We start from the raw sequence: 12,748 nt of genomic DNA, 5'->3' as shown, positions 1-12,748 counted from the left end.
ATCTACAAATCATCAATTTTAATGTCAAGCATGGAAAACACCTCCTCGGCGCGGCGCGGGCGCCGACAGCTCAACCCCTTCGAACCGAAAGGACTGAACGTCATGACTGAAACGCCTGTATCCGTGGAAGTGAACGGCCGCCGCTACAACTGGATGCGCCGCCCCGTGGTGGTGGTCTGCGTCGACGGCTGCGCCTATGAGTATCTCGAGATGGCGGCCGAGGCCGGCGTCGCGCCGTTCCTGCGCACGCTGCTGAAGCCGGGCACGGCGCTCAAGGGCGAGTGCGTGGTGCCGAGCTTCACGAACCCGAACAACCTGTCGATTGTTACCGGCGTGCCGCCGGCGATCCACGGGATAAGCGGCAACTACTTCTACGATCGCGACACCGGCGCCGAGGTGCTGATGAACGATCCGAAGTACCTGGTCGCGCCCACCGTGCTCGCGACCTTCGCGGAACAGGGCGCGCGCGTCGCGGTCGTCACCGCGAAGGACAAGCTGCGCCGCCTGCTGGGCAAGGGGCTCAAAGGCATCTGCTTCTCGTCGGAGAAGGCCGACGAGGCGAGCCTCGAGGAAAACGGCATCGACAACGTGCTCGAGCTGGTCGGCAAGCCGGTGCCGAGCGTGTACAGCGCGGACCTGTCGGAGTTCGTGTTCGCGGCCGGCGTGCGCCTGCTCGAGACGCGCCCGATCGACCTGATGTACCTGTCGACGACCGATTACGTGCAGCACAAGTGCGCGCCCGGCACCGACGGCGCGAACGCGTTCTACCAGATGATGGACGCGTACCTGAAGCGGCTCGACGAACTCGGCGCGATCGTCGCGATCACGGCCGACCACGGGATGAACGCGAAGCACGACGGCGAGACCGGCGAGCCGAACGTGATCTATCTGCAGGAGCTGTTCGACGACTGGCTCGGCCACGACGCGGCGCGCGTGATCCTGCCGATCACCGATCCGTACGTCGTGCACCACGGCGCGCTCGGCTCGTTCGCGACCGTCTACGTGCCGGACGACGCCGATCCCGACGCGCTGCGCGCGCGGCTCGCCGCGGTGGACGGCATCGAGGTCGTGCTGACGGGCGCCGAAGGCTGCGCGCGCTTCGAGCTGCCGCCCGAGCGGATGGGCGACCTGATCGTGATCTCGAAGCAGGACGTCGTGCTCGGCACGCGCCGCATCAAGCACGACCTGTCGGGCCTCGACGTGCCGCTGCGCTCGCACGGCGGGATCTCCGAGCAGATCGTGCCGCTGATCTTCAGCAAGCCGGTCGCGACCGACGTCGCGGGCCGCGCGCGGCTGCGCAACTTCGACATCATCGACATCGCGCTCAACCATCTGCAGTGACGCGGACGCATCCGCCAGGAGACACTCATGAACGCCATTGCAGCATCGACGAAGGTTCGCACGGTTCATCGTGAAGCACTGCGAATCGATGGTGAAAGGATTCAGCGCGATGCGGTGATCGAGGTACGCAACCCGTACGACGGCTCGCTCGTCGGCACCGTGCCGAAGGCGACGCTCGACGACGTGCGGCGCGCATTCGCGGTCGCGCGTGCGTACCGGCCGTCGCTCACGCGCCACGAACGCGCGGCGATCCTGCGCCGCGCGGCCGACATCGTGCGTGCGCGCACCGCCGGGATCGCGGCGCTGATCACGGCCGAGGCCGGCTTGTGCATCAAGGATTCGACGTATGAAGCCGGGCGCGTGGCCGACGTGCTCACGTTCGGTGCGGGCGAAGTGCTGAAGGACGACGGACAGATCTTCTCGTGCGATCTGACGCCGCACGGCAAGAAGCGCCGCGTGTACACGCAGCGCGAACCGCTGCTCGGCGTGATTTCCGCGATCACGCCGTTCAACCATCCGATGAACCAGGTCGCGCACAAGGTCGTGCCGTCGGTCGCGACCAACAACCGGATCGTCGTGAAGCCGTCGGAGAAGGTGCCGCTGTCGTGCTACCTGTTCGCGGACATCCTGTATGAAGCCGGCCTGCCGCCGCAGATGCTGCAGGTGATCACCGGCGACCCGAAGGAGATCGCCGACGAGCTGATCACGAATCCGGCGATCGACCTGATCACGTTCACCGGTGGCGTGTCGATCGGCAAGTCGATCGCGGCGCGGATGGGCTACCGGCGCGCGGTGCTGGAACTCGGCGGCAACGATCCGATCATCGTGATGGAGGACGCCGATCTCGACGAAGCGAGCACGCTGGCGGTGTCGGGTTCGTACAAGAACTCGGGGCAACGCTGCACCGCGATCAAGCGGATGCTCGTGCACGAGGCGGTGGCCGATCGCTTCACCGAGCTGGTCGTCGAGAAAACCCGCGCGTGGGCCTACGGGAACCCGGCCGATCCGTCGGTCGACATGGGCACCGTGATCGACGAAGCGGCCGCGAAGTTCTGCGAGCAGCAGGTGAACGACGCGATTGCGCGCGGTGCGCGGCTGCTGGTCGGCAACGTGCGCGACGGCGCGCTGTATTCGCCGACGGTCGTCGATCGCGTGACGCCCGACATGCCGCTCGTGAAGTACGAGACGTTCGGGCCCGTGTCGCCGATCATGCGTTTTCGCGACATCGACGAGGCGATCCGGATGTCGAACAGCACCGACTATGCGTTGTCGTCGTCGGTCTGCACGAACCGCTTCGACAGCATCACGCGCTTCATCACGGAGCTGGAAGTCGGCAGCGTGAACGTGCGCGAGGTGCCGGGCTACCGGCTCGAGCTGACGCCGTTCGGCGGCGTGAAGGATTCGGGCCTCGGCTACAAGGAAGGCGTGCAGGAGGCGATGAAGAGCTTCACGAACACGAAGACCTACTCGCTCCCGTGGTAGGCGGTGTGTGATGCACACGCGCCGGCTCGAAGGCCGGCGCGTGCAATTTCCCCATGGCGGGAGGCGGCCGTGACGGCCGCCTCGCGACGGTCAATCGTCGTCGTGATGGTGATGACGCCAGCCGCGATGCCAGCCGTTGTCGTGCCGGTAGTAGCGGTAACGGTATTCGCCGTAGTACGGGCCGTAATAGACCGGCGCCGGCTCGTACACGACGGGCGGCGGCGGCGCGTAGTAGACAGGCGGCGGCGCCTCGATCACGGGCCCCGGCACGCCGAAATACACGCCGACGTCGGCACGCGCGAACGCACTTGCCGACAGGCAGGCGGCCGCGATGCCGACGGCACTGGACAACAGGATGCGTCTCATTTGCCGTTCACTCCGTCCGCGGGGACCAGGCCCGCGAGCAATCGTTTTACCTGCCTTCATGGTACGTAGCGCATGCCCAATGGGTGATACCGCAGTGTCGCTTCTGTAACCGCAGGTAACGGTTCGTCAGACGATCGCCGCGCTGCATCGCGTGGGATTTCGTCTGCGGAATGGGCGCGGCTCGCCGGCGCGTTATTCGACGCGCTCATATCGTTAGCGGATTTGCGTTTTTGCCGGATATCGGCGCGTCGGTAGAATTCGCGGACCTCTCGCGCGGCCGTTCGGGCCGGCGGGTCCACTCCCTTCCATCGTTCGGGGTCCGCACCATGAAATTCCTTCGCTCCATCCTGGTCGTCGCATTGCTGCAGGCCACTGCCGTCACGAGCGCGCTGGCGGCCGACGATCTCGCGCAGATCAAGTCGGCCGGCGTGTTCCGGGTCGGCACCGAAGGCACGTACGCGCCGTTCACGTATCACGATGCGTCGGGCAAGCTGACCGGCTTCGACGTCGACATCGCGAGCGCGATCGCGCAACGGCTCGGCGTGAAGGCGGAGTTCGTCGAAGGCAAGTGGGACGGGCTGATCGCGGGCCTCGACGTGAACCGCTATGACGCGGTCGTCAACGAAGTGTCGATCACCGATGCGCGCAAGGCGAAATACGATTTCTCGACGCCGTACATCACGTCCCGCGCGGTGCTGATCGTGCGCGCGGACAACACGTCGATCCGCTCGTTCGACGACCTGAAGGGCAAGAAATCCGCGAACACGCTGACCAGCAATTTCGGCAAGCTCGCGGCCGCGCACGGCGCGGACGTGGTGCCCGTGCAGGGCTTCAACGAATCGATCGACCTGCTGAGCGCGGGACGCGTCGACGCGACGATCAACGATTCGCTGTCGTACCTCGATTTCCGCAAGCACAAGCCCGACGCGAAACTGAAGATCGCGGCGACCGACACGAGCGGCGCCGGCGATGCATCGGGCGTGCTGCTGCGCAAGGGCAGTCCCGCGCTGGTGGCGGCGATCGACAAGGCGCTCGCGGACATCAAGGCCGATGGCACCTACGCGAAGATCTCGCAGAAGTACTTCGGCCGCGACGTGTCGCAGCCGTGACGCGAGGCTGACCGATGCCGCCCTGGCTGCACTTGATGGCGGAATCGCTGCGGCCCCTGCTGGTGGCAGGGCTCGTGTTCACGGTTCCGCTCACGCTCGCGTCGTTCGCGATCGGCCTGCTGCTCGCGTTCGGCGCGGCGCTCGCGCGCCTGTTCGGGCCGCGCTGGGCGCAGGCCGCCATACGTTTCTACATCTGGCTGTTTCGCGGCTCGCCGCTGCTCGTGCAGCTGTTCGTGATCTTCTACGGACTGCCAAACGTCGGCATCGTGCTCGATCCGCTGACCGCCGCCGTGATCGGCTTCTCGCTGAACGTCGGCGCGTACAACGCCGAGGTGATCCGCGGCGTGATCGAATCGATCCCGAAAGGGCAGTGGGAAGCCGCGTACTCGATGGCGATGACGCGCGCGCAGGCGCTGCGCCGCGCGATCCTGCCGCAGGCCGCGCGCGTCGCGCTGCCCGCGCTGTCGAATTCGTTCATCTCGCTGGTAAAGGACACGTCGCTCGCGGCCGTGCTGACCGTTCCCGAGATCTTCCAGGCCGCGCAGCGCATCGCGGCCGTCACCTACGAGCCGCTGATCCTCTATACCGAAGCCGCGCTGATCTATCTGCTGTTCAGCTCGGTGCTCTCGTCGCTGCAGCGTCGGCTCGAGCTGCGCTTCGGGCGCCATGCGCTGTTCCATGCGGAGTTGCGATGATCCGTCTCGAACGCATCGACAAGTCGTTCGGCGCGCAGCGCGTGCTGACCGGCATCGACCTCGCATTGCAGCCCGGCAGCGTGACCGCGTTGATCGGGCCGTCCGGCAGCGGCAAGAGCACGCTGCTGCGCTGCGTGAACCTGCTCGAAGTGCCGGAGGCGGGCGCGCTCACGGTCGGCGACGCCCGCATCGACTTCGCGGCGGGGCGCCGCCCGTCGCGCGATCACGTGTTCGCGGTGCGCCGTCAGACCGGCATGGTGTTCCAGAACTTCCAGTTGTTTCCGCACCTGAGCGTCGTGCAGAACGTGATGGAAGGGCTCGTGACCGTGCAGCGCTGGCCGCGCGAGCAGGCGCGCGAACGGGCGCTCGCGTTGCTGGACAAGGTCGGTATCGCCGACAAGGCCGACGCATGGCCCGCGACGTTGTCGGGCGGCCAGCAGCAGCGCGTGGCCATCGCACGCGCGCTCGCGCCGTCGCCGCAGGTGTTGCTGTGCGACGAGCCGACGTCCGCGCTCGATCCCGAATTGTCCGTCGAAGTCGTCGAAGTGCTGCGCCAGCTCGCGCGGGAAGGCACGACGATGCTGATGGCCACGCACGACCTGCGCCTGGCTGCGTCGGTCGCGCACGATGCGGTGTTTCTCGCGGATGGCCGCGTGGTCGAGGCCGGTGCGTCGCGCGAGCTGTTCGGGCGGCCGCGCGATCCGCGCACCGCGAAGTTCGTCGCGACGCTCGCGCAGGGCGTGCCGGCCTTCTGATTTGCTACGCTACGCGGCTGCGTGGGCGATCAATCCTGTCCGTGCGCGTCGAGCACCGCGGCGACGATCGCCTCGGGCGCATCCTCCTGGACCAGGTGCCCCGCGCGCGGCACGCGGATCAGCTTTCCGCCCGTGATGCGATCGGCGAGCGCCTGCCCCTGTTCGCGCGGAATCCACGCGTCGTCCTCGCCCCACACGATGCGCACCGGAAAGTCCGGCGGCGCATAACGGGCCTCGGCTTCCTCGATATAGCGTTGGCGCATCTGCGCGATCTGCCGATAGAACGCCGGCTGGCCGGCCGGCGTGAGCCACGGCGAGCGGTAGATCGACAGCACGTCGTCGCTCAACGGCCGTGCGACCGCATTGCCGATATAGGCCGACACGAGTGCGTGATGCGCGTACGCCGGCAGCCCGGTGAACGCGGCTTCGTGCTGCGCGACGTGACGCACGAACGGCGAGCCTTGCGGCGCGATCGCGACGGGGTTCACGAGTGTCAGGTCCGAATACGCGATACCGTCGAGGAAATGCGCGCGCAGCACGGTTGCGCCGCCGTAGTCGTGCGCGAGTACGCGCGGGCGTGAAAGTTTCCATTCGGCGAGCAGCGCGCCGAACAGCACGTTCTGCCGGCCGAGCGAGACGTCCGTGTCGGGCATGTCCGACTGGCCGTAGCCGAGCAGGTCGTAGAAGAACACGCGATGACGCCGTGCGAGCCACGGCGCGATGCGGCGCCACACCTGCGACGAGAACGGCGTCCCGTGCACGAGCACGAGCGGCGGCCCTTCGCCGAGCGTGCCCCATGCGATCCGGTGACCTTCAAAATTGTAGCGATTGGCGAGCTCGAGCATCGGCGCCTCCGTGCTAACCTGTTTTGGTTGTTAACAGGTTACGCCTGTTCGCTCGGATGTGAAACCGATAGGTGAAAATAAATGGTTACTCGACACGAGCCTGCGCGAGCGGCGCATACATGGCGTGCGGCCGATTTCGTCGGCGGCCATCCGGCGCTCGATTTCCTGAACACGGTGGCCGACACGGGCAAGACGCGCGATGAGGACAAACTCGTCGACTGGCCGGCCGTGCGTGCCTGGGCCGGGAAGTCGGGGTTGCTGGCGGAGGCCGACCTGACGCGGTTTCTGCGTCATCCCCGGCAGGACGGCGCGGACGAACTCGTCGCGCTGCACGGTTTTCGCGAGGATGCGTATGCGGCGCTCGCGCACCTGACCGCCGGCGAAGGCGGCAGTGCCGGCGCGCGAGCGGCGGACCGGCTCGCCGAGGCGATTCGCGATGCGATCGGGCGCAGCAGATTCGACGCGGTCGACGGCCGCTTCGCATGGCGGCCCGATGCGCGCGCCGCGTCGCGCTGGATCGACGCGGCCGCGCTCGGGTTCGAGCATCTGCTGCGCGGCGACGATTTCGCGCGCGTGCGCCAGTGCGGCCGCTGTACGTGGTTCTTCGTCGATCGCGGCCGCGGCGTCGGACGCCGCTGGTGCGACATGCGCACGTGCGGCAACCGAGCGAAGGTGGAGGCGTTCAGGGAGCGGTGAAGCCGTGGTCGCGACGTTGACGGCCCGGTTTTTCCGCGTTCGTCATTCGGCGAGTTCGTGCGGCCGAGGCTCGGGCCACAGCGCCCCGACGACGAACAGTCCGGCGACGAGGAACGGCGCGCCGATCGCGAACAGGATGGCCGTGAGCCCCCACCGGTCCCAGAACCGGTCGATGACCGCGCGCTCGGGCGTGACGGGGTCGTACAGCACGTCGACCACCTCGCCTTCGTACAGTCCGGGGCGCGACGAGGTCGAGCCTTGCGCGAACGTGACGGGGCGGCCGCTGTCGGTCGTGAACGCGATGGTCGCCGAATAGAGCGACGTGCGCGTGCGGGACGACTGGGCGGTTTCGGCGATCTCGACGACATGGCCGGTCGAGTGCGCGTAATGGCGGGCGATCTGCCACTGGCGCAGCCCGGCGGCGCCGGCGCCGGCCAGGAAGCCGGTGCCGATCGCGATCGGAATCAGCACGATCGCGATGTTCCAGCGGCGCCGGACCCCTGTGCGGGCGGCCGGCGCGGGCAGCGCGTCGGCCTGCCGGCCGCGGCGCGCACTCACATACAGCAGGCTGCCGATCGCCAGCGATGCGACTGCAAGCAGCGCCGGCACCGCGACGGGCAACCAGCGTTGCGTGAAATCGTCGATCAGTGCGGGACGGTTCGGATGGGCCGGATCGACCAGGACGTCCACGCTTTCGCCGATGTCGTAGGCCGGGACCACCGATGCGGTATTGCCGGCGACTTCGCGGCGGCGGCCGTCGTTCGCCAAATAGGCGACGATCGGGCGGTATGCACGCATCGCGTCGCTGTCCTGCACGATGCGCACGACCGTGCCCGGCGTACGGATCAGGTCGCCGGCCGCATGGCTCGCGGTGACGGCGAGCATGGCTGCGACCACGAGCAGCGCAACGCCGAGCGCGAGTGCGACGAGCGCGTCCTTACGCGGCATGGCCGGATCCGTAGTGCGCGTCACGCGACGGGCCCGGATGCGATCGGGGGAAGGAGGCGACACGATGTGCGTGCCGTTGTCGGCGTGACCATGCCCTCTGAATGGTCGCGTCTCGTTCACATGATTCCATGTCTGACGTCCCATGCTCTCTCAGTGCCGGCGGCGATACGGCGATCGCCGTCCCGGTCGTGTGATATTTTGTCGGACGATTCTAGCGGAAAGTACCTCGGCGAGGCATCAATGTGATTGCGTGTCGCGAGGAGGGGCCGAGGCCGGGCGGCGCCGGAAATGGAAAAAGGCCGGTCAGCTTGCGCTGACCGGCCTTTGGAATTCCTGGTGGGGCGTGAGTGACTCGAACACTCGACCTACGGATTAAGAGTCCGCTGCTCTACCAACTGAGCTAACGCCCCCAACAGAAGAAAGATTATGCCCGTGTATTTTGGACTTGGCAAGCCCTTTCTGCGAATTTCCTCAAAATATTTCGTGGCGGCGACGGCCGCCGTCGCCGCGGTAATGAGCCATCGCAGTTGGCGCGCTCCCGGTATGATGACGTCCACACCCGTTGCGCGGCGGTCGCGCAACGTTTTCTGGACATTCGAAGATGGACGAAAACGCAGTCCGCGAATTGCTGGATCGCCTGCTGGCCCCGTGGGTCCGCTCGCTCGGTCTGGTCCCCGTATCGATCGGCGACGACAGCGTCACGATGCGCCTGCCGTTTTCCGGCGAATTCCGTCATTCGGGCGGGGTCATCTGCGGCCAGGTGTTCACGGCCGCCGCCGACACCGCGATGGTGGTCGCGATCTCGGCCGCGCTCGGCGAGTTCCGGCCGATGACCACCGTCTCGCTGAACACGAACTTCATGCGTCCGGTGCGCAAGGGCGACGTGCTCGTCACCGCGCGCGTGCTGCGGATGGGCCGCAACCTGGTATTCGGCGAAGTCGAGCTGTTCGACGAGGACGGCAAGATGGCCGTTCACGCGACGTCGACCTACGCGCTCGTCAGCTGAGCGGCGCCATGTTCGACCAGATCGTCTTCGCGGGCGGCGGCAATCGCTGCTGGTGGCAGGCCGGCTTCTGGGACGTCGCGCAGCCGGCGCTCGGCCTGCGCCCGCGCGTGATCGCGGGGATCTCGGCCGGCGCGGCGACCGCCTGCATGCTGTATACACGCGACGCCGCGTGGGTGATGCGCTATTACGAGGAAGCGCTGCGCCACAACCGCAAGAACGCGTACTGGGGCAACCTGTTCGGCCGCGAGCCGGTGTTTCCGCATTACCGGATCTACCGTCAGGCGCTGCTCGACATCTACGGCGAGCCGTTCGCGCGGCTCGCCGACGCGCCGGAGATCCGCATCGGCGTGTCGCACGTGCCGCGCTGGCTCGGCGCGCGCAGCGCGGTCGCCGCGGGCCTCGTCGCATACAACATCGAAAAGTACCTGCGCAAGACGCTGCACCCGACGCTCGGGCGCACGCTCGGTTTCCGGCCCGAGTTCGTGCGCGCGCAGGCGTGCGCGAGTGTCGAGGAACTCGCCGACCTGATCCTGCAGTCGTCGTGCACGCCGCCGTTCACGCCGGTGCTGCGCCGCGGCGGCCGGCCGGTACTCGACGGCGGGATGGTCGACAACGTGCCGGTCGACGCGCTCGACACGTCGCCGGGCGACGTGCTGGTGCTCGTCACGCGGCTGTATCCGCGCCCGCAGATGTTCACGGTCGCGCACGGCGACCAGCGGCGGCTGTATGTGCAGCCGTCGAGCAAGGTGCCGATTTCGAGCTGGGATTACACGAGTCCGTCGCAGATGCGGCATGCATACGATCTCGGACGGCGCGACGGCGAGCATTTCCTCACGCGCGTCGACGCAATGACGGGCGGCCGCGTGGCCGCCTGAAGGCGGGGAAGGCGGGAAGCCCGGCAGCAGAGCCGCGCGGCGAGCGCGGCCCGTGCCGGTCAGCACCGGTCGGAGTCGGTCAACGCACGCGGCGCGGCGTCAGCGCTTCCGGATTGACGACGCTCGACATATCGCCCTGGTCGAACGCGAGGATGTTCTTGAACGCCGCGCTGAAATAGAGCTCATAGCTTTCGCGCTCGACGTAGCCGATGTGCGGCGTGCAGATCACGTTTTCCATCCGCAGCAGGCTGTAGCCCTGCAGGATCGGCTCGCTCTCGAACACGTCGATCGCGACCATCCCCGGACGGTTGTGCGACAGCGCGTTGACGAGCGCGTTCTCCTCGAGCAGCTCGGCACGGCTCGTGTTGACGAGCAGCGACGTCGGTTTCATCCGCATCAGGTCTTCCTGCTTGACGATCCCGCGCGTGTCGTCGTGCATGCGCAGGTGCAGCGACAGCACGTCGCTCTGCTCGAACAGCGCTTCGCGGCTCTCGGCGGCCGTGTAGCCGTCGGCGCGCGCGGCCTCGAGCGAATGCTCGCGGCCCCAGATCAGCACGTTCATCCCGAACGCCTTGCCGTAGCCGGCGACCAGCCGGCCGATCTTGCCGTAGCCCCAGATGCCGAGCGTCTGGCCGCGCAGTACCTGGCCGAGGCCGAAGTTCGGCGGCAGCGCCGACGTCTTCAGGCCCGACTGCTGCCACGCACCCTGCTTCAGGTTCGCGACGTATTGCGGAATGCGGCGCTGGGCGGCCATCACGAGCGCCCAGGTCAGCTCGGCGGGCGCGACCGGCGAACCCGTGCCTTCGAGCACCGCGATGCCGCGGTCGGTACACGCTTCGAGGTCGATGTGGCTCGAGATGCGGCCGGTCTGGCTGATCATGCGCAGGTTCGGCAGCTTGGCGAGCAGTTGCGACGAAATCGGCGTGCGCTCGCGAATCAGCACGAGCGCCTCGACTTCCGCCAGGCGGCTCGCGAGTTGCCCCAGGCCGCGTACCGTGTTGTTGAAGACCTTCACGTCGTGCTCGGCGAGCATCTCGAAGCAGTTCAGCTTGCGGACGGCGTCCTGGTAGTCGTCGAGGATGGCAATTTTCATGATCAGCGGGAGTCGCGCGTTGAAAGCGGCAGCGGCGGCGGCGCAGGTCGCGCACCCGTCCCGCCCGGCCGGGGCCGACATGATGCTACGTCGGCGCACGTCGTGGTGTCTTTTTAACAGGTTGTTACGCTCCGCCGCAATCGGCGCCGGCCTGAGCCGGCGCCGCTCCCCTCGGACGCGTCGGGATGCGATGTTGTGTCGCATCAGACACGTCCTTTCTGATTCGGCAGCTTACCGGAGGAGGTTCACCCAATTGTTGCTTCAATCAGAATAATTGGATCATCCATTCGCGATGAGTGAGGATTTTTGACTATTTTTATCGTCAAGGCGGCCCTTGTTGAGCAACTCTGCATCATTTCCGCTGTCGTAGGAGAATTACGCATTTGCTTCAACTTTTTGAAGTTGTAACAGCGGCAGGAGTCGTTATGGATCATTTGCAGTCGATGCGCGTGTTCGTCAAGGTTGCGGATCTCGGCAGTTTCGCGCGGGCCGCGAGTGCAATGGATATTTCCAACGCGGTCGCGACGCGTCACGTCGCCGATCTGGAAGGCCGGCTCGGCACGCGCCTGCTGAACCGCACCACGCGCAGCCTTTCGCTGACGGAGTCGGGCCAGGTCTATCTGGAGCGGGCGCGCCAGATTCTCGATGAGCTCGAGGATGTCGAGCAGATGGTCGTCGCGCGCAATCACGAGCCGGTCGGCACGTTGCGCATCGTCGCGCCGGTCGTGTTCGGCCTGCACAACCTTGCGCCCGTCCTGCAGTCGTACACCGAGAATTTCCCGAAAGTGGTGCCGGATCTGACGCTGGTCGACCGCCAGGTCGATCTCGTCGAGGAAGGTTTCGACGTCGGCATCGTCGTGACGCGCCAGATGCGCAGCGCGAGCATCGTCACGCGTCGGCTGACCACGGGCTGCATGACCGTGTGCGCGACGCCGAGCTACCTGGAAAAGCACGGCGTGCCGACCCATCCGGAGCATCTCGCCGAACACCCGGCGCTGAGCCTGCCGACCGAATACTGGGGCGACGAGCGCGTGTTCACCGGGCCGGACGGCGAAGTGCGCGTGCGCCCGACCAACGTGATCGTCGCGAACAATACCGCGATGCTGCGCCAGTTCGCGCTGCTCGGGATGGGCGTCGCGATCCTGCCCAGCTACCTGATCGGCAGCGACATCGCGCGCGGCGCGCTGGTCCGGCTGCTGCCGGATTTCCGGCTGCCGCAGGTCGAGATCAACATCGCGTATCCGAGCCGGCGCCACCTGCCCGCGAAGGTGCGCACGTTCATCGACCACCTCGTCGAATATTTCAGCCACTCGACCGACGCGATGATGGGCGAACAGTGGGCCGCACAGAGCGCGGCGCCTGCGCCGATCGGCGTCGAGATGCGTGCCGAGCCGCCCGGGTCGACCGACCCGAACCTGCAGCCGCGGCTCGCGCGTTCGCCGCGCGCGCGCGTCGCGGTGCCGTCGCCGCTGTAACGGCGCGGCGGCCGCGCACCGGCACGGCCGGCAGCAGGCACCAAGAAAAAACGCGGATCGAG

General features: G+C 67.0%; 13 protein-coding genes and 1 tRNA gene. 9 read left to right on the top strand and 5 right to left on the bottom strand.

All coding sequences use genetic code 11. The features are described from left to right. Positions 1 to 102: 102 nt before the first annotated feature. Together phnA and phnY are read left to right on the top strand one after the other, a co-directional pair. The gene (phnA, locus tag DIE17_RS15990; RefSeq protein ID WP_124520568.1) at positions 103 to 1,341 is read left to right on the top strand and encodes a phosphonoacetate hydrolase; all 1,239 of its coding nucleotides are present in this window, start codon (positions 103 to 105) and stop codon (positions 1,339 to 1,341) included. 27 nt (positions 1,342 to 1,368) lie between these two features. Continuing rightward, positions 1,369 to 2,823, top strand: coding sequence for a phosphonoacetaldehyde dehydrogenase (gene phnY / locus DIE17_RS15985; protein WP_124520567.1), 1,455 nt, complete (start codon positions 1,369 to 1,371; stop codon positions 2,821 to 2,823). A 90-nt stretch (positions 2,824 to 2,913) separates the two neighbouring features. Here phnY and DIE17_RS15980 read toward each other — a convergent pair whose 3' ends face one another. Next, positions 2,914 to 3,189 carry a hypothetical protein gene (locus tag DIE17_RS15980; protein WP_124486715.1) on the bottom strand — a complete coding sequence of 92 codons (276 nt, stop codon included), beginning with the start codon at positions 3,187 to 3,189 and terminating at the stop codon, positions 2,914 to 2,916. Positions 3,190 to 3,515: 326 nt separating this feature from the next. Between DIE17_RS15980 and DIE17_RS15975 the strand changes: the two genes are divergently transcribed. From DIE17_RS15975 to DIE17_RS15965, 3 genes are read left to right on the top strand one after another with little or no spacing between them, the layout of a single operon-like run. Beyond that, entirely contained in the window at positions 3,516 to 4,298 is a 783-nt protein-coding gene (locus DIE17_RS15975; protein ID WP_124520566.1) for an amino acid ABC transporter substrate-binding protein, read from the top strand. Positions 4,299 to 4,312: 14 nt separating this feature from the next. Continuing rightward, on the top strand, positions 4,313 to 4,993 hold the full coding sequence (locus DIE17_RS15970; RefSeq protein WP_044847337.1) for an amino acid ABC transporter permease: 681 nt from the start codon (positions 4,313 to 4,315) through the stop codon (positions 4,991 to 4,993). Further along, entirely contained in the window at positions 4,990 to 5,748 is a 759-nt protein-coding gene (locus tag DIE17_RS15965; RefSeq protein WP_124486713.1) for an amino acid ABC transporter ATP-binding protein, read from the top strand. Before DIE17_RS15970 ends, DIE17_RS15965 begins: the two co-directional genes overlap by 4 nt. A gap of 29 nt (positions 5,749 to 5,777) precedes the next feature. On the opposite strand, the gene DIE17_RS15960 is transcribed toward DIE17_RS15965, so the two are convergent. Beyond that, a complete protein-coding gene (locus DIE17_RS15960; protein WP_124520565.1) occupies positions 5,778 to 6,593 on the bottom strand; it encodes an alpha/beta fold hydrolase in 816 nt (271 codons plus the stop codon). A gap of 81 nt (positions 6,594 to 6,674) precedes the next feature. On the opposite strand from DIE17_RS15960, the gene DIE17_RS15955 reads away from it, so the two are divergent. Further along, positions 6,675 to 7,289: a CGNR zinc finger domain-containing protein gene (locus tag DIE17_RS15955; protein ID WP_124520564.1), complete on the top strand. Its 615-nt coding sequence runs from the start codon at positions 6,675 to 6,677 to the stop codon at positions 7,287 to 7,289. A 42-nt stretch (positions 7,290 to 7,331) separates the two neighbouring features. Here the strand turns inward: DIE17_RS15955 and DIE17_RS15950 are convergent, their stop codons facing one another. Beyond that, positions 7,332 to 8,381 (bottom strand): DUF3592 domain-containing protein, encoded by a 1,050-nt coding sequence (locus DIE17_RS15950; RefSeq protein WP_124520563.1) that lies wholly within the window; start codon positions 8,379 to 8,381, stop codon positions 7,332 to 7,334. A 190-nt stretch (positions 8,382 to 8,571) separates the two neighbouring features. Next, positions 8,572 to 8,647: transfer RNA gene (locus tag DIE17_RS15945), tRNA-Lys, on the bottom strand. A 191-nt stretch (positions 8,648 to 8,838) separates the two neighbouring features. On the opposite strand from DIE17_RS15945, the gene DIE17_RS15940 reads away from it, so the two are divergent. Both DIE17_RS15940 and DIE17_RS15935 read left to right on the top strand, forming a co-directional pair. Beyond that, entirely contained in the window at positions 8,839 to 9,243 is a 405-nt protein-coding gene (locus tag DIE17_RS15940; RefSeq protein ID WP_044847342.1) for a PaaI family thioesterase, read from the top strand. Positions 9,244 to 9,251: 8 nt separating this feature from the next. Beyond that, positions 9,252 to 10,118: a patatin-like phospholipase family protein gene (locus tag DIE17_RS15935; protein WP_124486709.1), complete on the top strand. Its 867-nt coding sequence runs from the start codon at positions 9,252 to 9,254 to the stop codon at positions 10,116 to 10,118. Between the two features lie 79 nt (positions 10,119 to 10,197). Here DIE17_RS15935 and DIE17_RS15930 read toward each other — a convergent pair whose 3' ends face one another. Continuing rightward, positions 10,198 to 11,211: a D-2-hydroxyacid dehydrogenase family protein gene (locus tag DIE17_RS15930; protein ID WP_044847344.1), complete on the bottom strand. Its 1,014-nt coding sequence runs from the start codon at positions 11,209 to 11,211 to the stop codon at positions 10,198 to 10,200. A gap of 425 nt (positions 11,212 to 11,636) precedes the next feature. Here DIE17_RS15930 and DIE17_RS15925 point away from each other — a divergent pair, with 425 nt between their 5' ends. Next, positions 11,637 to 12,686 (top strand): LysR family transcriptional regulator, encoded by a 1,050-nt coding sequence (locus DIE17_RS15925; RefSeq protein WP_124520562.1) that lies wholly within the window; start codon positions 11,637 to 11,639, stop codon positions 12,684 to 12,686. Positions 12,687 to 12,748: the final 62 nt, after the last annotated feature.

The sequence above is a fragment of the Burkholderia sp. Bp9099 genome (genome assembly GCF_003857805.1).
In the GTDB taxonomy this organism is placed as follows: Bacteria; Pseudomonadota; Gammaproteobacteria; order Burkholderiales; family Burkholderiaceae; genus Burkholderia.
Note: the sequence above shows the minus strand (reverse complement) of the source record. Positions and strands in the feature narration are given on the sequence as shown.